Below are 21,188 nucleotides of genomic sequence, written 5' to 3'. Positions count from 1 at the left end.
TGTTTTGGGCATCTATCCTTCCACTTCAGGTTACTGAGAGCCAGCATCGATGAAGAAACAAACCCAGCTGTTGAGTGCAATCGCGTTAAGTGTCGGCTTATCTCTCTCGGCACCGTTGGCAACGGCGGCGATGCCGTCACAGGTGCCTGGCCAGGGGGCGTTACCCAGTCTTGCGCCGGTTCTTGAGAAAGTGCTTCCCGCCGTGGTCAGCGTGCAGGTTGAAGGCACGGCGGTACAGGGCCAGAAGGTGCCGGAAGAGCTAAAAAAATTCTTCGGTGAAGAGGCGCCCGATCAGCCGCAACAGCCGCAGCCGTTTGAAGGGCTAGGCTCCGGAGTAATTATTGATGCCGCGAAGGGCTACGTCCTGACCAATAATCACGTCATCAACCAGGCGCAAAAAATCAGCGTACAGCTTAATGATGGCCGTGAATTCGACGCCAAACTGATCGGCGGCGATGACCAGAGCGACATCGCACTAATACAGCTGCAAAACCCCAGCAACCTGACGCAAATCGCCATTGCGGACTCCGATAAGCTGCGCGTCGGTGATTTTGTCGTCGCGGTCGGCAACCCGTTTGGCCTCGGGCAGACCGCAACGTCCGGGATTGTCTCAGCGCTCGGGCGCAGCGGACTTAACCTCGAAGGGCTGGAGAACTTTATCCAGACCGATGCCTCGATTAACCGCGGCAACTCCGGCGGCGCGCTGCTCAATCTCAACGGTGAGCTGATCGGCATTAACACCGCCATTCTCGCTCCCGGCGGCGGCAGCGTCGGCATCGGCTTTGCTATCCCCAGCAATATGGCGCAAACCCTCTCCCACCAGCTGATTCAGTTTGGTGAGATTAAGCGCGGCCTGCTCGGTATTAAGGGCACGGAGATGAGCGCGGATATCGCCAAAGCCTTTAACCTGAATGTGCAGCGCGGGGCGTTTGTCAGCGAAGTGCTGCCTAACTCTGGCTCGGCAAAAGCGGGGATCAAATCCGGGGATGTGATTGTCAGCCTCAACGGTAAAGCGCTGAACAGCTTCGCGGAGTTGCGCTCGCGCATCGCCACGACCGAACCGGGCGCGAAAGTGAAGCTTGGGCTGCTGCGAGACGGTAAACCGCTCGACGTTGAAGTGACGCTGGATAAGAGCACCTCCGCTTCCGCCAGCGCAGAGCTGATTTCCCCGGCATTGCAGGGCGCAGAGTTGAGCGACGGTCAGCTGAAGGATGGCACCAAAGGCATTCGGGTCGGTGAAGTTGAGAAAGGCAGCTCGGCGGCACAGGCGGGTCTGCATAAAGATGATGTGATCATCGGCGTTAACCGTACGCGCGTGCAGTCCATCGCCGAAATGCGCAAAGTGCTGGAGACCAGGCCCTCGATAATGGCGCTGCACATTGTGCGGGGTAACGACAGCATCTATCTGCTGCTGCGTTAACCCTTTCCTCGTCCGGGCATCACCGCTGCGTGTGATGTCCGGATAACTCATGGTATGCTGCTGCGGTCCTTCTTTTAACGACTATCCCATCATGTATGTGAAGCTTTTACGTTCGATTGCAATCGGTGTTGTCGTCGGTGGCCTGATCATCGCCGCCATGCCGTCGCTACGTCAGAATAACCCGCTCGCGACGCATCAGTTAGACAGCGCCGATGAGACGCCTGCGTCCTATAACCCGGCCGTGCGCCGCGCCGCGCCCGCAGTGGTCAACGTCTATAACCGTAGCCTGAACAGCTCCACGCACGACCGCCTCGAAATCCGCACCCTCGGCTCCGGCGTCATCATGGATCAGCGCGGCTATATCATCACCAACAAGCATGTGATTAACGATGCGGATCAGATTATCGTCGCCCTGCAGGATGGACGCGTCTTTGAAGCCTTACTGGTTGGCTCAGATAGCCTGACAGACCTGGCGGTGCTGAAGGTGAACGCTAATTCCGGCCTGCCGGTGATCCCGATCAATGCCAAGCGCACGCCGCATATTGGCGATGTGGTGCTGGCGATCGGCAACCCCTATAACCTCGGGCAGACCATCACCCAGGGGATTATCAGCGCCACCGGGCGTATCGGCCTCAACCCCAGCGGGCGGCAAAACTTCCTGCAAACCGATGCCTCCATCAACCACGGCAACTCCGGCGGCGCGCTGGTCAACTCGCTGGGCGAGTTAATGGGCATCAATACCCTGTCGTTTGATAAGAGTAACGACGGAGAGACGCCTGAGGGGATTGGTTTCGCCATTCCGTTCCAGCTGGCCACCAAGATTATGGATAAGCTGATTCGCGACGGGCGGGTGATCCGCGGCTATATCGGTATCGGCGGGCGCGAGATTGCCCCGCTGCACGCTCAGGGCACCGGTATCGATCCGATTCAGGGCATTGTAGTTAATGAAGTATCGCCAGACGGCCCGGCGGCGCGCGCGGGTATTCAGGTCAATGACGTGATCACCTCTGTGAACGGCAAACCGGCGGTATCCGCGCTGGAGACCATGGACCAGGTGGCAGAGATCCGGCCTGGCTCAGAGATCCCGGTTGAAGTGATGCGCGACGACAAAAAGCTGACCCTGCACGTCACGATTCAGGAGTACCCGGCTACCAACTGACAGCCATAAAAAAACCGGAGCACAGGCTCCGGTTTCTCATCTCAGCCGCGCTTAGCGGTTGACGAAGTCGACACCGAGTTCGATATCTTTTTTCAGCGTATCCAGCATGCCTTCCAGCGACTGCTGTTCAAACGCGCTGAGCTGGCCAATCGCCTTGCGCTCTTCAACGCCGTTTTTACCCAGCAGCAGCGGCTGCGAGAAGAAACGCGCATGTTCGCCATCGCCTTCAACATAGGCGCACTCAACGATGCCGCTCTCGCCCTGCAGGGCGCGAACCAGCGACAGACCAAAGCGTGCAGCCGCCTGGCCCATGGAGAGGGTTGCTGAACCGCCACCCGCCTTCGCTTCCACCACTTCGGTGCCCGCGTTCTGAATACGTTTGGTCAGATCGGCAACTTCCTGCTCGCTGAAGGTCACGCCCGGGATCTGCGACAGCAGCGGCAGAATTGTCACGCCAGAGTGCCCGCCAATAACCGGCACTTCAATCTCTGCTGGTTTCTTACCTTTCAGCTCAGCAACAAAAGTATTGGAGCGAATGATGTCCAGCGTGGTCACGCCAAACAGTTTGTTCTTGTCATAGACACCCGCTTTTTTCAGCACTTCAGCCGCAATCGCGACGGTAGTGTTGACCGGGTTAGTAATGATACCGATACAGGCTTTCGGCGCGGTTTTTGCCACCTGCGCCACCAGGTTTTTCACGATACCGGCGTTCACGTTAAACAGGTCAGAGCGATCCATACCCGGCTTACGCGCAACCCCTGCGGAGATCAGCACCACGTCGGCACCTTCCAGCGCTGGCGTCGCATCTTCACCGGAGAAGCCTTTAATGTTTACATCGGTCGGGATATGGCTGAGGTCTACAGCGACACCGGGAGTGACAGGTGCGATGTCGTAGAGGGAGAGTTCTGAACCTGAAGGCAGTTGTGTTTTCAGTAGTAGGGCAAGCGCCTGGCCGATACCGCCGGCCGCGCCGAGGACTGCGACTTTCATCCTAAACTCCTTATTATGGTTAGCTAAATATATTGTTACTCCGCTGCGGCGACCTTAATTCACCCTGCTAATTATGACAATAAGTGCGCCAAAATAACGCGGCACAGCCCACTGTAGCGATTTTATAAAAGGGTTAAATACGACCGTCAGATCGGCAAGCTAAGCAACTAACTTAACGAGTTTATAATATAGCTGTAGAATTCACCAAAATAACATCATATTTATAACATTTAATTTACTTTTTACTCTTATTTGCGACGTAAGCCACATGCTGATGTCCTTAACGAAAGAATTTGCTAAACTTCGCGCCCTTCCCCATAACTTTTCAGCATATTTATCTGCACAATGTTTGCATAAAAATTCATTAATATGCATAATAATGTTATTTTCACAGCCATATTACGGGTGACTTATGCGAAGCTCGGCTAAACAAGAAGAATTAGTGAAGGCGTTTAAAGCGCTTTTAAAAGAAGAGAAATTCAGTTCCCAGGGTGAAATTGTCCAGGCCTTACAAGAAGAGGGCTTCGACAATATCAACCAGTCCAAAGTCTCACGCATGCTGACCAAGTTCGGCGCGGTGCGCACGCGTAATGCGAAGATGGAAATGGTTTACTGCCTGCCAATTGAGATGGGCGTGCCGACGACCTCCAGCCCGCTGAAGAACCTGGTGCTGGACATCGATTACAACGATGCGGTGGTGGTCATCCACACCAGTCCGGGTGCTGCGCAGCTGATCGCGCGTCTGCTCGACTCGCTGGGTAAAGCGGAAGGGATCCTTGGCACCATCGCCGGTGACGACACCATCTTCACCACCCCAGCCCGCGGTTTTACCGTTAAAGATCTCTACGAAGCGATCCTCGTCCTCTTCGAACAAGAGCTTTAACCACGCATTCCCCTCGGTTCCCGCTGAGGGGGAATGTTCGGCATTTCTTCCCTTTCAGGCGACTTTCCACCCCATATCATTTAACAAATAGTGCGATTTTTCGTTTCATTACCCTGCCGCAGCCGATAGCACCGCACAAAAAATCAAAGCAATCTATCTCGCTGATTTTATTAATCCTCGTTAACTAATTCCTCGCCTTAAGCAAAATTTTTATGCTGTCAGGTTATAAAAACCGCCATGCGTTATATGTATTCGTCGTAGTTATAATTAGCTTGGTATTAATTATTCGCGTGATTAGTGTATACTTGATTTCGTGATGGGGGTCACAAAACGAGCCCCTGGAAAAATTCAAAGAAAAGAATACGACGAGGTAAGCATTATGAATATCAAATCATCTATCGCAACTATGGGTATCCTCTCAGCACTCTCATTCGGCGCCTTTGCCGCTGACATGATCAATGCAGACCAGGCGCAAGACCGCCAGTCTCTGGGTACCGTCTCCGTCGGCGCCATCGCCTCTTCACCGATGGACATGAACGCGCAGCTGAGCAAAAAAGCGGAAGAGCAGGGTGCATCCTCCTACCGCATCATTGAAGCGCACAGCGGTGACCGCTGGCACGCGACGGCAGAACTCTACAAATAAGTTTTACCCCAAACCCTATGAATTAATCGCTCAACGGCACCAGGCATAAAAAAAGACGTTTAACCCTTCTCGCCGTTGAGTCTCTCTTCAGGAGAAAACAGTATGAAACGCAATCTGATTATCGCATCCCTTGGCCTTGCTTCCCTGATCTCGTTCGGCGCAGGTGCCGCAACGCTGGTTAACAGCGAGCAGGCCAGCAACCTGCAATCCGTAGGTACCGTCTCTGTTTCACAGATTGCCGGTGTACCGATGGATATCCGTCAGGAACTCTCTGCGAAAGCCGACCAGGCTGGCGCAAGCAGCTACCGCATTATTGAAGCCCGCACCGGTTCTCACACCCACGTGACGGCTGAACTGTACAAATAAACCCTCGTCGTCTGTCCGACGACTTGCCCCTGCCTCCCCTGGCAGGGGCTTTTTTTTATCAGAAGTAGTAGTGCACCTGCGCGTTGATAGCCTGCTCCGCATCCATGTTGCCAAACCTTGAGTGCGCGACATCAAGCTCCATGTGGAGGTTATCGCTCACCTGCCCATCAATGCTGGCATGGTAGTGTATGCGCCCGTCACGCCCGGCTTTAACCCGCATATTGCCTGCGTCGTCATGAAGGATGATATCGCCATCTGGCCGCAGTTCAGTCTCATAATGCCACCCTGCCCGCAGCGTAATCGCCCGATCGTCATCGCAGAAGTGCGCACCCGCCACGATCCCTGCACGCCCCACCCACGGGATCGCGCTCCGGCGATGCAGGGTGAGAGGAAGGCCGCGATCGTGCCAGTGAAGCGTGGCACCGGAGAGCTTGCCCAGCACCACCCCCGCCTGCGGTTCGATATAGGCATGCCGGGTCAACGGATAGTGATAACCCGCTTCAACGCCGCCTAACCAACTGTTAGTGCGGTAATCGCGCGCGTTAAGACCGCTGAACGCCAGCCAGTCGTGATTGAATGAGTGGACATATTTCACGGCGGTATCGAGATAGAAACCGGATTTGCTCAGCAACGTGGCGTAATAGCCTGCGCCGAAATCGCGACTGCTTCCCTGCACGCTTGCGCCGCTCAACTGCTGAGTGGCGTAACTCATATAGACGCCAGAAAAGAGATCGGCACCTGGCAAGGCGCTTTTTCTGTCGATACCCGACCAGGTCATGGCGTCGTGGTGGTTTACGCTCCCTTTGCCGGTGCCGTTATGGCGCTGCGTGAATGCCCACGCTCCCGCATGCCCGCCCTTCTCCCGCAACTGCACGGCGCGTTTATTCAGGCTATTCACTTCCGTAATGAAGCGCTTATAACTCATGGCAAAAAAGCGTCTGGCTTTGGCAATGGCGGCGGGATCGGGCGTCTGCCTGAAACCGGTCAGGATCCACTGCGTGCTTAGCGCATCCTCTTGCTGTTTGATAATCGGCTCAAGTTTGCTAAACCCCCGCACCGCTTTTGCCGCCGTAATGAGCGAAACGGGCGTGCCGCGCGGGGCGGTAATCAACGGAAGATGCAGCCCCTGGAGGCGTCGGGAGAGCTTGAGCACATCAAGAAACAGAACGTTATTGCGACCACCCGCACGCTGGCTAATAACGATTTTATCGCTGCTTTGCAGGTCCGTACGCAGGGCGAACCCCGTATCATTGGCCTCTAACTCACCAATTTTTAAGGTATTAAAGCGGTATCTTCCTGCGGAAAGCCCCACCAGCGAGCGCGAAGCAGAGAGTTTGCCGACCTCAGAATCACGGCGTAGCTGCCACCGCGTCGCATTGAGGCTTAAGCGCGCGCGCGGCGCAGAGAGTGAACCAATCCAGCTGCTCTTAAAACCGAAGAGCCTGGCCACGCTCCCCTTCTGCCCCGGCGTAAGCCCCTGAACAAGCCGCGGCACGTCACTCTCACCAAAGCGGATGAACGCCTCGCCTACGGCGTGAATATGCCCCCACAGAGAAGCGAAGGGGGCCACGTTAAGCGTGCTTTCATCATTAAGTTCATACGTCGCACTGCTCTTGAGCGCATAGAGCGTAGGGGTAACGCGCCCCGCCGCAACAGGGTTTGCCGCCAGCAGTAGCGAGGCGGAAGAGCCGACGGTCACCGTAGCGTCACTGCCCCAGCCGCCCGTTGCGGTCAGCCGTGCATTCTCCTCAAGGGTGAGCGGGGTTTGGCTAAACTGGCTGAATCCATCAAACGTGGCATCCCGCGATGAAACCGTCACCTGGCTATCCTGTCCGTAAACCGTGCCGGTAAATTTCTCCCGAATGGCAAGTGTCGAGTGCGCAGAGAGGTTTATGTGCCCCCAGAAGCGGCTAAGCTCCTCATCAAGCGCTCCCGTTGAGCTGCCCCGGCGCGGTACGTTCACTACGCCATTGCCATCATTGATATCGATATAGGGTGTAGAGCTACCCAGCGTGATAGCCGAGCCTCTGGCCTCAATATTGCCAGTCAGCGACGCATTTCTGGCGAGGTCGAACGAGGCATAATCAAGCACTAACCGATTGACGTGAAAGATGCGGCGCTCCCAGTCCGGCTGCGTAAACGAGACCGGCTCGCTGCGCAGCGAGAAATCCCTCAGCGAACGCAGTTTTTCAACAATCTCCGGCGTGTTATAGGCATGGATAACAGGATGTCCCTGAAACACCAGCCGACCATACTGCTGCGTAAAATCACCGGCTATGTCGACTGCGCCATCCAGGATCAACGCGCCTCGCGTTCCGGGTGCGACACGGTTAGTGAAGTTAAGATTTCCCCGCAGCTGGCCGTGATAGATATAATCCTCATCTTTGAGGCGCTCATACCGGGTGCGGATCGCCTGCTGATGATCGTGACCGACAAACTCCCAGTGTTCATTGCTGTGCTGATTGTCCGGGAACCAGTCATAGTCAGGCGTTTTAAGAATGAAGTAATCATTGGTGCCGGTATTGGAATTACGGTACCCATATAACTCGCCGACCTTCCCTGTTCGCGAGTAGGACCACTCGTAGACGGGAATGGTGTCGATAGCGCGCTGATAGCGTAAATTGATATCAGCCCGCTTTGCTGCCCGGTTAATCAGCGCGGCGCCGTAATCTTCGGCATTGAGCTGGTGGAAGGTGAGCGCATTGCCGTTAACGTCCAGCCTGCCGCCGCGAAAGCCCCACGTAATCGAATCGGGATCGACCTGCTGACCATCGCGAAGCACCACTAACGGCCTGCCGCTGACGATGCGCAGCACGCTGCATGCCCTCACCCTGCCCTGTGCATCGGGACGCTGGGCAAGCACCACGGTTCCGTCACCGACATTTAACCCGCCCGGATTGACGCCCACCGCGTTAATATTCAGCGTCCCTTTACCCACCTTATGCAAGTTATCGCCGTCGGTGCCGTTCACCAGCCATTTTACTGTCGCGCCGGAAGCGATATTGACGCCACCGCCGGTCCATGTCTGCGCCTGCATCGGCGAGACGCTGGCATTGCCATAAAAGGTTAAGCTTCCCGCGCCCTGATCGACGCTATCCTGCAACATCAAAATAGCGTCCGTGCCGCGAAAAATCAGATCGTTACCGCTGCGGGTGCTCTCTGTGCCCTTGCCCTGCATGGCATAAGTGTTTCTCCCCTGGGTTAACGTGCCCGTGCCTGTGGCGGCATTGTATCGCCAGATAAACAGCGCATTGTATTGCCTGTTTTCTATCGCCGCGCTGGCATATTTATCCCTTGTCTGCTGAATGAATTGCGGATCAACAAAGGTGTACGCGGTCTGCTCAAGAGGCCCCAGATAGAGCATGCTTAATGAACCGACCACGATCCATTGGTTATTCAGGCTATCCCAGGCGTAGAGCGGAGAGCCGCTATCGCCCAGTGCGCCGTGGCTCGCCAGCGGACCATTTTTAGGGTCAAAAACATCACCGGAGTTGATCACCAATAGTTGATAAAGGTTAATCCGCGGCTGCCCGATAGTTCCGCCGGTGAGAAAACGATACGCCCCCTGAATATCGCTCCGCTTTCCCGCGGCATCGCTCACTTTTTGTCTGCCGGAGCCCATGCGGTAAAAGAGACGAAAACGCGCCTCGTCATGCAGCGTTTTAAGCGGCATATTCAAGGGGGCTATCGCGGCAGGCGCCACCTCCGTCACCACTTTATTTAAGCGAATAACGCTAAAGTCCTTTAGCCGAATACTCTCTCTGTCTGCCAGCTCATAAGGATGATGACCAAATTCCAGGGTTCTGAGATATGACGTGGGATTATGATGCACCGTAGTTGCATATTGCGGGTGAATAAGTGTAGCGATACCCGTGGTGTTATTTACGCTGCTGAAATCGGGCATCGGCGCCTGATTTAACCGGCCAACCGTCTGACCATATTTATTATAAATGGGCACATCCCTGGCTCCCGGATAAAAAGCCCCCTTATTGGTCGCGAAATCACGATAGGTCTGATAAGGAATATCGGCATTCGCCACGGAGCGTTGAACAATGCGCGCTTTCGCATGCAGTGCGCAGGAAGGGAAAAAGAGTGATAAACAGAGTGATAGTGTGACTTCAAGCGAATATATTTTTTTCATACTAACCATCCTTTGGTTTAGTAATAGAAGAAAATATTGCTCTACATTGAAAATATAGTAATAAGCCCCTACTTATTATATTTATCGCGACAGGCTCTTTGCCCGTCGCGAATTAACTCTAGCACAGCGAGATATTTATATATTCTGAAAATAGGGAGCGACTAGCGCACATTAAAATGCAGCGCGCCCTCCAGCTCCTCTTCCGCTTCATCAAACAGCAGGATCAGCGCCCCGAAACGGCGGCGCTTCTTCTCCGGCAGATGGATAAAAGCAATCTCCAGCGGCAGCGGTAACGCTTCCCCCATCACCGCATCCCACAGCGAATCGAGATCGTGCACCTTCTCCTCTTCAAGGGCGAACTGGCGGCAAAAATCGTGGTAGAAGGCGCGCTGATCGGCGATCTCTTTGAAATCGAAAGTGTAGGTTTTCATGCTCTCCATCATCTGCCGTTCCACTGTTTATAAGCCGCCTAAATGTAGCGTTTTCACTTCCATAAACTCGTCTAACCCCAGCACGGAGCCTTCGCGGCCTAACCCCGACTCCTTCACGCCGCCAAAGGGCGCGACTTCGGTCGACACTGCGCACTCGTTCACGCCGATCATGCCACTCTCCAGCGCCTGCGAAACGCGGAACACCCGTTGCAGGTTTTGCGTATAGAAGTAGGCCGCCAGCCCAAACGGTGTGGCATTGGAGCGTTTGATCACCTCCTCTTCGCTGGTGAAGCGGAAGCAAGCGGCAAGCGGGCCGAAGGTCTCTTCCTGCGCCAGTTTCATGCCATCGCTACAATCACCGAGCACCGTCGGCTGCCAGAAGTTACCGCCCAGCGCGTGGGGTTCGCCACCGGTCAGCACTTTCGCGCCTTTCGCCACCGCATCTTCAACATGTTCACGCACTTTATCGACGGCGGAGGACTCAATCAGCGGGCCGACGACCACGCCCTCATCCATGCCATTGCCCACTTTCAGCGCCTTAACCGCCTCGCTCAGCTTGCGGGTAAACGCCTCATAGACTCCCTCCTGGATATAGAAGCGGTTAACGCTGACGCACACCTGGCCTGCGTTGCGGAACTTGTTCGCCACCGCGCCCTGCACTGCGGCATCGATATCCGCATCGTCAAAGACGATATAGGGCGCGTTGCCGCCCAACTCCATTGAGACCTTTTTCATCGTCTCGGCAGCGTTGCGCACCAGCGTTTTGCCCACCGCCGTTGAGCCAGTGAAGGAGATTTTGCGCACCTCCGGGCTTGCCATAATGGCATCGCTGATCTCAGAAGTTGTCCCGGCGACCGCGTTCAGCACGCCATCCGGAACGCCCGCTTTTTTCGCCAGCGTTAACAGCGCAAAGGCGCTCAGCGGCGTATTGTTGGCGGGCTTAATCACCCCGGTGCAGCCTGCGGCCAGCGCAGGGCCGAGCTTGCGGGTCAGCATCGCCATCGGGAAATTCCACGGCGTAATTGCCGCCACCACGCCGACAGGTTCACGGGTCGCCAGAATGCGCGATCCCGGCTTAACCGGCGGGATGATTTCGCCGTTGGCACGTTTGGCCTGCTCGGCAAACCACTGAATAAAGCTGGCGGCGTACTCAACTTCGCCCTCCGCCTCTTTCAACGGTTTACCCTGCTCGCTGGTCATCAAGCGCCCCAGCCAGCTTTTGTTCTCGATAATCAGTTCATACCAGCGATAGAGAATGGTTGAGCGCTCTTTGGCGGTTTTTGCCCGCCAGGCGGGAAAGGCGCGCGCTGCGGCGGCAATCGCCTCTTCGGTCTCTTTTTTCCCCGCTTTCGCCACGCGCGCGATCACCTCGCCGCTGGCCGGGTTCAGAACCTCAAAGGTGGTCTCCAGGGTTTTCCAGACGCCATCGACCAGATAACCGGTCTGAAAAAGCGCACTCTCCTGCAATGCCTGCGTGCTCATGAGTTCTCCTGATCTGCGGTGTGTTGATTCTCCAGTGAAGTATAGTCATAAAAAAACCGACGCTTAGGGCGTCGGCTTTGTCATTAATTGCTGGTTAGCGCGTGTTGATACTTATGTAGCATGCCGGTTAGCCGCTCGACCGGCTCCGTCACCTGCGGCGAGGCATTCCACTCACGCAGTTTCTGCTGGTAGACCGCCAACTCTTCAAGCAACTGGGTAAAGTAGCGACGCCGTTTGGTATCGGATCCGGCGGCGATCACCTCAGAGGCAGTGCGGCGCAACTGTCGGTGGAACGCCGAGAGATCGTCATTGATCGGTACCGGTGCATCGCGCAGCCGCTGGTGGGCAATGATCAGCGTTAACGCCAGGCGGAACTTCGCCACATCGCCGGGAAACTTATTCAGCAGCAGGAAGAGCTGTTGATAGAGCGCCGGAAGATGGTTCTCTTTACGCCGGGCGGTGTTGGTAGTCATCGCCGAGACCGCCGCCGAGACAAACTGGTTAAGCAGCACGCGTCCGGTGCGCGCCTGCGAGTTATCGCGCACCAGCAGGATCACCGTTATCGCCAGCACCACACCCACCAGCTGCCCGAGCGCGCTGTCGAGGAAGAAGCTGAACTTGAAGGTCATCGGGTTATCCAGCACCAGAATATTGATGGTGCCCGCCAGCGTCGCCATCGATCCCAGCCGCCGTTTCTGCACTTCGATACCAATAAAGAAGGCCAGCACCGCAAGGCTGATACAGAGCAGCAGCATGCTTTGCTGGGTGGCGGGCAGGATCACCAGGAAGTAGAGCGCGCCTATTGGTAATGCCCACAACATGCCGTAAACGAAATCTTTCGCCACCATAATCGGGTTGGGCAGCCGCATCGCCAGCGAAGTGACAACGGCGATCATCACCATCGCCCCGCTGCCAGAGGTCCAGCCGGTCCACAGCCAGAAGAGCGTACCGAGGGCGCAGGAGAGAGTGGTGCGCCAGAAGTTAATCATCGCGTGGTGACGCTCAGCGGATTCCGCTTTCACCACCGCTTCGCCCCGCAGCACCTCCTCTTCGATGGCGCTGATTTTGGTATTGCCAATCACGCCGCGCTTAAGCAGCAGGTAGCGCGTCGCTGCTCCAACCCAGCTGTAGAGCGTCACCGGCGTGTCGCGCTCGCCGGTCCAGACAATCACCCGGCGCATGCGTTTTAACTGCCGGTGTACGTCCTGCACCGTTTCGACCGGTTCGTCGAACAGCTCGCGAAAGGTATCGGTGATCAGATCCGGGCGCGTGTTCTGAATCAGGTAGGTCTCGCACGCCTGGGTAATCAGCGTCAGCGACAGCGTATTGATCACCTTCAGACGGCGGTTCGCCAGCCCCCAGCGGGAGGATTCAATCTTCAGGTTGCTGCGCATGCCGTCCAGCCCGGCGGTGCGGCGAACCAGCGCTGCCCACGCGGCATCGACCTCTTCGCTGTCGCCATGCTTGATACAGAGCTGCATCAACTGGTAGTGCGCCACCAGCAGGCTATCGAGCTCCTGGTCGATCACCTGCTTCACCGAGCGCGGCGAAAAGAGCAGATCGGCGACAATCGCGCACAAAATCCCCACCACGATCTCACTACAGCGCTCCACGGCGTATTGCGGTGCCAGCAGCGGGTTAGGCTCAATGGTGATAACAATGATCAGCGCCGTGTAGCCCGCCAGCCCCCAGGCGTAGGAGTTCTCAACGCGTATCAGCGAGGAGACCCAGGTACAAAAACCCGCCCAGATGCAGCTCACCAGCAGCATCAGCAGCGGCGTGCGGATCAGCATAATGATGATGGTCAGCCCGGCGATACAGCCGATAAAGGTCCCGGCGATTCGCAACATGCCCCGGTAGCGGATCGCCCCGGAGTATGGCTCGCCGCCTGCCGCAAAAGCGGGCCCGGCGGCAACAATCGCCGCGGTCAGCACCGCCCAGCGCGGTGTTTCAAGCTGGAAGTGAAAGCCGACAAACAGCGCCAGTACCACCGCGCCGGCCAGCTTGCAGGCAAAGCGCAGATGCTGGCTGGCGATAGAGAACAGCCCCATAGCGATTACCCCAGCTCACGCAGACGGTGGGCGATTTTACGAAACAGCGAATCCTGGCTGGCGTCGCGATCGGTTTTGCCAGTGACCACGACGGTTGCGGTGGTGCCTGCTGGCCACAGGTTGCCCTGCTGTTTATCCAGACGGATACGCACCGGCACGCGCTGCGCCAGGCGAACCCATTCGAGGTTGGAGTCGACGGTCGCCATCCCTTTGCTGTCATTGGTGCTGCTGGAGTTAGTCACCCCGGCGGCGACGCTGTCGACGGTGCCTTTCAGCACCTGATTGCTGCCTAACGGTGTGATCTCGGCGCGGTAACCGGCGCGCACGCCCTCAAGCTTGGTCTCTTCCATATAGGCCAGCACATAGAAGCTGTTCTGTTTTACCAGCGCCACGGCGGTGGAGCCGCGAGTAATGAACTCACCGGCGTAAACGTTGAGGTTGGTGACCCAGCCATCGGCCGGAGCACGAATAGTGGTGCGCTCCAGATCGAGCTTCGCCAGGTCGCGTGTCGCCTGCGCTTTCGCCAGCTGATGCAGTTCGGTTTGCAGGGTGTTATTCGCCTGATCAATCTCTTCGCGCGACATCGCCTGAATGCCTAACTGGTTACGGCGGCCAGCTTCGCGTCGCTTCTCATTGACTAAAGCCTGGTAATAGGCGACATCGGCTTCATCCTGCTCGAGCGCTTTTTGGTAGCGCGGCTGGTCGAGGGTGAAGAGTACCTGGCCCTGTTTGACCAGCTGGTTATCGTGGACATCGACGCTGGTGACCAGCCCGGTGACATCCGGGGCGATGGCTACCACATCGGCGGTGAAGCGTGCATCGCGCGTCCAGGGTGATTCGGTGTAGTAAACCCAGGCGCGGAAAATGGCGATAAACGCCAGGATAACAAGCGCCACGGTGATCGCGGTACGGGTGATATTTCTTGTTAGTGTTTTCACTTCTACCTCAAACAAATAAACGCGACAGCAGGTAAAACAGGCAGCAATAGAGCGCGGTGTTAAACAGCGCAGGATGCCAGACAAAATCGTAGATCCCGGTCGGGATCAGCATCCGACGCACCAGCCAGAAAATCGCCAGCGACAAAATCAGCTCGAAAAAAATCGGTGGGAACGACAAACCGAACACCACGATGACGGGAAACAGACTCATGTTGACCTTGGTTTTTTTACGCTTGCAGGTGATAAATCGTTCGTACGCCACCGCAGGAAAGGGCAAGGAGAGCCAGGCGAGAGTGACGTGAATATTATGGATAGATAGTATATTAGCGTAACTGTTATGCTGTTATCTATATTATGTGATCTAAATCACTTTTAAGTCAGAGTGAATAATGGAACGTTTAAAACGCATGTCGGTGTTCGCCAAAGTGGTGGAACTGGGCTCATTTACCGCGGCTGCCCGTCAGTTGCAGATGAGCGTTTCGTCCATCAGCCAGACCGTGGCGAAGCTGGAAGATGAGCTGCAAGTTAAGCTGCTGAACCGCAGCACGCGCAGCATTGGACTGACCGAAGCGGGAAAGATCTATTATCAGGGCTGTCGCAGGATGCTCCATGAGGTGCAGGATGTGCACGAGCAGCTCTACGCCTTTAACAATACGCCCATCGGCACGCTGCGCATTGGTAGCTCTTCAACCATGGCGCAAAATGTGCTGGCAAAAATGACCGCCGAGATGCTGAAAGAGCACCCGGGGCTGTCGGTTAATCTGGTAACGGGCATCCCCGCGCCGGATCTTATCGCCGACGGGCTGGACGTAGTGATCCGCGTGGGCGCGTTGCAGGATTCCAGCCTCTTCTCCCGCCGCCTCGGCACCATGCCGATGGTGGTCTGCGCGGCCAAAAACTATCTCGCCCAGTACGGCACACCGGAAAAACCGGCCGATATGGTCAACCACTCGTGGCTGGAGTATAGCGTGCGCCCGGATAACGAGTTTGAGCTGGTGGCCCCGGAAGGGATCGCCACGCGCCTGATCCCGCAGGGGCGGTTTGTCACCAACGATCCGATGACCTTAACCCGCTGGCTAACTGCCGGAGCGGGCATCGCCTACGTGCCTCTGATGTGGGTGATCGATGAGATCAACAGCGGTCAGCTTGAGATCCTGCTCCCGCGCTACCAGTCGGATCCGCGCCCGGTTTACGCGCTCTACACGCAGAAAGATAAGCTGCCGCTGAAAGTGCAGGTCTGTATCAACTATTTGACGGATTACTTTATCGAGGTGGCGAAGGTCTACCAGAGCATGCAGGGGCGCAGGGTGTGAAAGCACTCACCCTCTTTGCGCGAAAGAGGGTGAACGGTAAAGCTTAGGCCGTGCCGCCGACGGTCAGGTTGTCGACCTTCAGCGTCGGTTGACCCACGCCAACCGGCAGGCTCTGCCCCTCTTTGCCGCAGACGCCAACGCCGTTATCGAGCTTCAGATCGTTACCCACCATGGAGATCTGCTGCATCGCTTCGATGCCGGAGCCAATCAGGGTCGCGCCTTTAACCGCTTTGGTCACCTTGCCTTTTTCAATCAGGTAGGCCTCGGAGGTGGAGAAGACGAACTTGCCGGAGGTGATATCCACCTGGCCGCCGCCGAAGTTCGGCGCATAGATGCCGTACTCCACGGATTCGATAATCTCCTGCGGCGTCGATTTGCCCGCCAGCATATAGGTGTTGGTCATACGCGGCATCGGCAGATGGGCATATGACTCACGACGCCCGTTACCGGTCGGTTTCACGCCCATCAGGCGCGCGTTCATCTTGTCCTGCATATAGCCTTTCAGCACGCCGTTTTCGATCAGCGTATTGTACTGGCCCGGCGTCCCTTCATCGTCGATTGCGACTGAACCACGGCGATCGGCGATGGTGCCGTCATCAACCACGGTGCAAAGCTCGGAGGCAACCAGTTGACCCATCTGGCCGCTGAACACCGAAGTGCCGCGACGGTTGAAGTCCCCTTCGAGGCCGTGACCAACCGCTTCATGCAGCAGCACGCCCGGCCAGCCTGCGCCCAGCACTACCGGCAGCGTGCCCGCAGGCGCAGCGACGGCAGAGAGATTGACCAGCGCCATACGCACCGCTTCGTGCGCCCAGGCATCGGCACGAACTTCGCCATCTACCTCTTGCAGGAACCAGTCATAACCGAAACGACCGCCGCCACCGCTGGCACCGCGCTCGCGTTTACCGTCATCTTCAACCTGTACGCTGACAGAGAGACGCACCAGTGGGCGAACATCGGCCGCCAGCGTGCCGTCCGTCGCCGCCACCAGAATCAGTTCATAGACGCCGGTCAGGCTGGCGGTCACTTCCTGCACGCGCTTGTCGGCAGCGCGCGCCGCTTTATCGACGCGACGCAGGATGTCGAGCTTCTCTTCGCGGCTCATGCTTTGCAGCGGATCGATGCTGGTATAGAGGCTCTGATGCTCGATCGCACCGAGGGTTTTAACTTTACCGTCGCCCTCTTCGCGGACGATGGTGCGCGCGGCCTGCGCACTCTGCTCTAACGCCAGCAGGCTGATCTGGTCTGCGTAAGCAAAACCGGTTTTCTCGCCGCTGATGGCGCGCACGCCCACGCCCTGGTCAATATTGTACGAACCATCTTTGATGATGCGGTCTTCTAAAACCCAGGATTCGTGATAGCTCGACTGGAAATAGAGGTCGCCGTAGTCAAGACGACGCGCGGTCAGTTGACCGAGAATGGCAAACAGATCCTGATGATTCAGGCCATTCGCTGCCAGCAGTTGTTCACTCACCAGATTAAGACTCATCATGTTTTCTCGTCGTTGCCGCCACATCGGGCAATAAAAAAGTGCGATACAAGGAGCTTGAGGCAATTCGCTGATGCCGTCAAATCATTGCTTTTTGTCGGTGCGCGGCTGGCGCATCACTTCGTTGATCTGCGGCTGGTCTACCGGGCCGGTAATGCGGTAGCGCAAAATGGAGACTTTATTCCACAGCGGACCCAGCACTTTACTGGCCGCAAACACCGCCGCGCCGACAATCGGGTTAACGGCAAACGCCGCCGCCACGCCAACGGTCGCGGAAATTTCGGGTGCCACCACCGCTTCAACATCAAGCTGGCGGCGCACCAGATCCACCGAGCCCTTCATCGCGATATCCGCTTCCAGCCCGTCGACCAGCGTGTCATCGGTGTGCAGCACGCCATCTTTGATCCACGCCGTGCTGCGAATGGAGTCAAACCAGAAGCCCTCATTACTGAAGGTGTCGCTGAAATCAAAGCGCAACTTACGCAGCAGCGAGTCGACGCTGAACAGGCGCAGGATCTGCCCGGCATGACCGGTGCTGATATCGTCGATTTTGCCTTTGCCGAGGCGCGTGCGCAGAATGCCGTTGAGCGATGCCTCCTGCGGCTGCCACGGCGCGCTGCGCCAGTGCAGATCGTAATTGACGTTGAACGGCGCGTCGCGCACCGGCGTCGGCACCCCAAAGAAGCCCATCGCCGAATCGAGCTTGTCGCCGCGCAGAATGCCCTTAATAGAAGTGCGCTCGCCGCCCGCGCGGTTGACCCACTCGCCGTCGGCGGTCAGGCGCGCCACACCGCTATCGACCAGCCCATTTGCCAGCGTCAGCGTATCGCCTTTAATGGCGAAATCACCCTCGATACGGCCATATTTCTGCCCCCACAGCCAGCACTCTTTACAGCGCAGTTGCAGATCGGGCCAGCCGCTGAAATCAATCCGCTGCTGCTCGCTGAAAAGTGTGGTTGGCGAAGTGATATCTTTCGTTTTCGCGGCGCTCGCCGGGTTGTAGTAGAGATAACGAATATCGGCCTGCCACGGCGCGTTTTTATTGATCTTCAGCGTCGCGTTAAGCTCGCGGCCCTGCGCGTCAATAGTGGTGCCGGCAAACTGCGGCTGCGAGACGATGCTCATGTTATTCCACTGCTGACCGCCGAGCGTCAGGGCGGGCGTACGCAGTGTGATGCGCGACGGCAGCGAAGCGCTGCTGCTGACATGGCTTGCCGCACCCTGATTAAACAGCGCCAGCCACTGCGCGCCGTCCAGCGGCGGCAGATTAAGCTCCAGCCCGCTCTGCTCCGGCAGCGGCGGCGTGGTTTTACTCTCCGAGGTCCAGATGCCACGATCGAGCGCCAGCTTGCTGCCGAGCAGCCAGCGGCTGTTGAAGTGGTTATTCGCGCCTGCGTTACCGGTCAGTTCAAAGCTGTGCAGGTTGCCATCCACTTTCACCTTCACCGGCAGCGCATGGCCTGCCCGCTTATCAAGCGGCGGCGGTAAGGTGCTGGCGATATTGCCGAGATCGCCTGCCAGGTTGACCTTATAGCTCGCTTCGCCGCGGTAAGGGAGCGTCACGCCAACATCCCCTTTCCACGTCACATTTCCGCGCAGCGCATCGTTAAGCTGCTCCGGCAGTACGCCGGTACGCGATGGCTGCCAGTTGCCGTTGAGATTGACCGCCACCTCGTAGGCTTTAGCGCCCTCGGTAGTGGTGAAATCGACGTTCAGCGGCTGGTTAAACCAGGTGGCGGTTAGCGGCTCGCTCTTCAGGTTGCCATTCTCAAAGCTGAATTTGCCGTTGAGGTTTTTCAGCGTGCTGCTGATGGGCTTGATAAACAGCGAATTGTTCTTCAGTGCGACTTCGCCTTTGGCCAGCGTCATCTCGCCATCTAGCGGAATATCGAGATGTAAGCGAGCGCTCACATCGCCGTCAATTTGCAGCTCATCCAGCGCGCTGCCGAGCGAGTCATGCAGAGGCGTTTCTTTAAAATAGGGGCCAACCGCTTTGCCCGGCCCGTTGATATCGGCATCAATGATCAGCTTCTCTTTGATGTAATCCGGGATCGCGGCGGCCAGGTTGCTGGCGGTCACGCCGCCGAGCATCACCTTGTCGCTCTTCATCCATAAACCGTCATTGAGGAAGTCGAGGCTAATGTCGAGGTTTTGCAGCGCAGGCCAGTCCGGCTGGAAGGCAAAGGTGGCATTGCGCAGCGGCACCAGCACTTCAAACTGCCCTTCATTGTGCTTATAGGGGAAAAGGCTCGGGTTACCGGCGTAGACCAGCGTGGCGTTTTCCGTCTGCCCGCCTTTAATCGCGCCGCTGAGATAATCCACCAGCGCTTTGCCCATCAGGTTTTCCGGGAAGTAACGCCAGGCTTGCCCGGCGTCGGAGACGTTAATCCCCGCCAGGATGCTGAGCCACGGCTCTTTGCCTTCCGGTTGCAGATAACGGAAATCCCCGCGCGCATGCAGCCCGGTGGCCTGCACATCAATATTGCGCCCGTCCAGTTGGAAGCCCTGGTCGTTCTTCTGCCAGTTGAGCGTGACCAGCCCCTTTTCGATCTCCAGCGGCGCGCGGAAAACCGTCTCATACGGCATCTTCGCCTGTGAAATATCGGCAGTTAAGCGCCCGTTTTCGACGCTCCCTTCAAGGGTACCGGCGAAGTGCTCCATTCCCGGCAGCAGCTTCCACTGATGCCAGCTGAGATCCTGCCAGCGCGCCTGGAAACGGCTCTTTTCCGGCGTTTTTAACGGGATATCGACCGCCAGCCGCTCGAGTTTGCCCGCCGGTTGCAGGGTATTCCAGATGTCATACATCGCCGGGGAGATCTTCTGCGCAATCGGCATCAGCCCGTCGAGGCTGTTCAGTTCAAGATTGCTGGCGCGAACGCGTAGCTCATCGCTCGCCTCTTTCGCTTCCTGCGCCGGGACCCAGGCGAAGCTGAGCGCGCCCTGCGGCCAGGGTTTATCATCAATCGCAATGCGCGTCACCGGCACGTCAAACTGCCAGCCCGCTTTCTGCCGGCTGATATGGGTGGTGAGGTTGTCGACGGTCATGCGATGGGTGGTGTTATTCCCCAGCCAGCTGGCACCGCCTTTTTTCAGCCACACATCGCCGCTTTCAATTTCGCCCTTGTTGAGCGTCATCCACCCTTCGAGGCTAAAGCGGGCCGAGGTGAGCGCGACCTTATCCTGCATCCACTGGCTGAGCCACGGTTTGACGTCGATATCATCGGCCTGTAGCCAGACGCGGCCATTATTTAGCAGGCCGTTGTCATCGCGCAGATCCATGCGCACCTGCATTACGCCATGCTGCCCGGTGAGGCTAGTGAGGCTCACCTGCCCTTCGGCACGGTGACGATCGTCGCCGTTAAGCCAGGTTAGCTGCGGGATCGCCAGTTCGGCGCGTTGGCCTGAAGGCGTTAAAAAGCTGACGCGGCTGTCGCGCAGATCAAAGTGATCGAACTGGCGCAGAAAGAGATCGCTGATGCGATCTTTGCCGAGGGTATTGCCCTCTTCGCTGCTCTCAAGCGGGGTATTGCTGGTAACCGCGAGCTGGTAAAAGGTGAGATCGCGAAATTGCCAGCGCAGGTGCAGCAGGCTCTGCCAGACGTCGAGCGCCAGCGTAACGCGCTTAACCTCAGCGCTGCCGCCATCTTTCAGCGTGGCCTGAATATCGCGCACCTCCAGCTCCGGGCCGAAAGTCTGCCAGCGCGCCTGAAACTCGCTGGCCTTAAGCGGAAGCCCGGTTTGTGCAGAGATTCGCGCCAGAATTGGCTCACGCCACTCATTAAGGTGGGGTAACACAAGGCGCAGCCCGCTTACCAGCAGCGCCGCGATAACGATCAGCGTCGCGCCTGTAAGCAGTAATATCCCCGGCAGTCGCCTCACGCC

At 57.1% G+C, this 21,188-nt stretch carries 15 protein-coding genes; 6 read left to right on the top strand and 9 right to left on the bottom strand.

Features of this window, described 5'->3' with window-relative positions:
- The first annotated feature begins 49 nt into the window (after positions 1–49).
- Positions 50–1,420 carry a serine endoprotease DegQ gene (degQ, locus tag ACWPW2_RS16925; protein ID WP_279794526.1) on the top strand — a complete coding sequence of 457 codons (1,371 nt, stop codon included), beginning with the start codon at positions 50–52 and terminating at the stop codon, positions 1,418–1,420.
- A gap of 91 nt (positions 1,421–1,511) precedes the next feature.
- Entirely contained in the window at positions 1,512–2,579 is a 1,068-nt protein-coding gene (gene degS / locus ACWPW2_RS16920) for an outer membrane-stress sensor serine endopeptidase DegS (protein WP_023480784.1), read from the top strand.
- 51 nt (positions 2,580–2,630) lie between these two features.
- Here degS and mdh read toward each other — a convergent pair whose 3' ends face one another.
- Positions 2,631–3,569: a malate dehydrogenase gene (gene mdh / locus ACWPW2_RS16915; RefSeq protein WP_042715833.1), complete on the bottom strand. Its 939-nt coding sequence runs from the start codon at positions 3,567–3,569 to the stop codon at positions 2,631–2,633.
- Between the two features lie 412 nt (positions 3,570–3,981).
- Here mdh and argR point away from each other — a divergent pair, with 412 nt between their 5' ends.
- From argR to yhcN (ACWPW2_RS16900), 3 genes are all read left to right on the top strand, one after another.
- A complete protein-coding gene (gene argR, locus ACWPW2_RS16910) occupies positions 3,982–4,452 on the top strand; it encodes a transcriptional regulator ArgR (protein WP_023480960.1) in 471 nt (156 codons plus the stop codon).
- 379 nt (positions 4,453–4,831) lie between these two features.
- On the top strand, positions 4,832–5,095 hold the full coding sequence (gene yhcN / locus ACWPW2_RS16905) for a peroxide/acid stress response protein YhcN (RefSeq protein ID WP_023480826.1): 264 nt from the start codon (positions 4,832–4,834) through the stop codon (positions 5,093–5,095).
- 102 nt (positions 5,096–5,197) lie between these two features.
- The gene (yhcN, locus tag ACWPW2_RS16900) at positions 5,198–5,461 is read left to right on the top strand and encodes a peroxide/acid stress response protein YhcN (RefSeq protein WP_023480975.1); all 264 of its coding nucleotides are present in this window, start codon (positions 5,198–5,200) and stop codon (positions 5,459–5,461) included.
- A gap of 58 nt (positions 5,462–5,519) precedes the next feature.
- Here the strand turns inward: yhcN (ACWPW2_RS16900) and ACWPW2_RS16895 are convergent, their stop codons facing one another.
- The 6 genes from ACWPW2_RS16895 to aaeX all read right to left on the bottom strand — a co-directional run bounded on the left by ACWPW2_RS16895 (position 5,520) and on the right by aaeX (position 14,715).
- Positions 5,520–9,602 carry a S6 family peptidase gene (locus ACWPW2_RS16895; protein ID WP_454124294.1) on the bottom strand — a complete coding sequence of 1,361 codons (4,083 nt, stop codon included), beginning with the start codon at positions 9,600–9,602 and terminating at the stop codon, positions 5,520–5,522.
- Between the two features lie 161 nt (positions 9,603–9,763).
- Entirely contained in the window at positions 9,764–10,033 is a 270-nt protein-coding gene (locus ACWPW2_RS16890; protein WP_454124292.1) for a barstar family protein, read from the bottom strand.
- A gap of 27 nt (positions 10,034–10,060) precedes the next feature.
- Positions 10,061–11,515: an NAD-dependent succinate-semialdehyde dehydrogenase gene (locus ACWPW2_RS16885; RefSeq protein WP_454124290.1), complete on the bottom strand. Its 1,455-nt coding sequence runs from the start codon at positions 11,513–11,515 to the stop codon at positions 10,061–10,063.
- Positions 11,516–11,598: 83 nt separating this feature from the next.
- The gene (aaeB, locus tag ACWPW2_RS16880; RefSeq protein WP_454124288.1) at positions 11,599–13,566 is read right to left on the bottom strand and encodes a p-hydroxybenzoic acid efflux pump subunit AaeB; all 1,968 of its coding nucleotides are present in this window, start codon (positions 13,564–13,566) and stop codon (positions 11,599–11,601) included.
- A 5-nt stretch (positions 13,567–13,571) separates the two neighbouring features.
- The gene (gene aaeA / locus ACWPW2_RS16875) at positions 13,572–14,504 is read right to left on the bottom strand and encodes a p-hydroxybenzoic acid efflux pump subunit AaeA (RefSeq protein WP_454124286.1); all 933 of its coding nucleotides are present in this window, start codon (positions 14,502–14,504) and stop codon (positions 13,572–13,574) included.
- 7 nt (positions 14,505–14,511) lie between these two features.
- Positions 14,512–14,715, bottom strand: coding sequence for a p-hydroxybenzoic acid efflux pump operon protein AaeX (gene aaeX, locus ACWPW2_RS16870; RefSeq protein ID WP_023480966.1), 204 nt, complete (start codon positions 14,713–14,715; stop codon positions 14,512–14,514).
- A gap of 178 nt (positions 14,716–14,893) precedes the next feature.
- Here aaeX and aaeR point away from each other — a divergent pair, with 178 nt between their 5' ends.
- The gene (aaeR, locus tag ACWPW2_RS16865; RefSeq protein ID WP_094422282.1) at positions 14,894–15,817 is read left to right on the top strand and encodes an HTH-type transcriptional activator AaeR; all 924 of its coding nucleotides are present in this window, start codon (positions 14,894–14,896) and stop codon (positions 15,815–15,817) included.
- Between the two features lie 43 nt (positions 15,818–15,860).
- Here aaeR and tldD read toward each other — a convergent pair whose 3' ends face one another.
- Both tldD and yhdP read right to left on the bottom strand, forming a co-directional pair.
- Complete coding sequence (gene tldD, locus ACWPW2_RS16860) at positions 15,861–17,306, bottom strand: metalloprotease TldD (RefSeq protein WP_023480905.1); 1,446 nt, start codon at positions 17,304–17,306, stop codon at positions 15,861–15,863.
- 84 nt (positions 17,307–17,390) lie between these two features.
- On the bottom strand, positions 17,391–21,185 hold the full coding sequence (gene yhdP, locus ACWPW2_RS16855) for an AsmA2 domain-containing protein YhdP (RefSeq protein WP_454124283.1): 3,795 nt from the start codon (positions 21,183–21,185) through the stop codon (positions 17,391–17,393).
- Positions 21,186–21,188 lie beyond the last annotated feature (3 nt).

It is taken from the genome of Kosakonia sp. Marseille-Q7440 (assembly GCF_965119485.1).
This window is presented reverse-complemented; position numbering and strand designations above follow the sequence as displayed.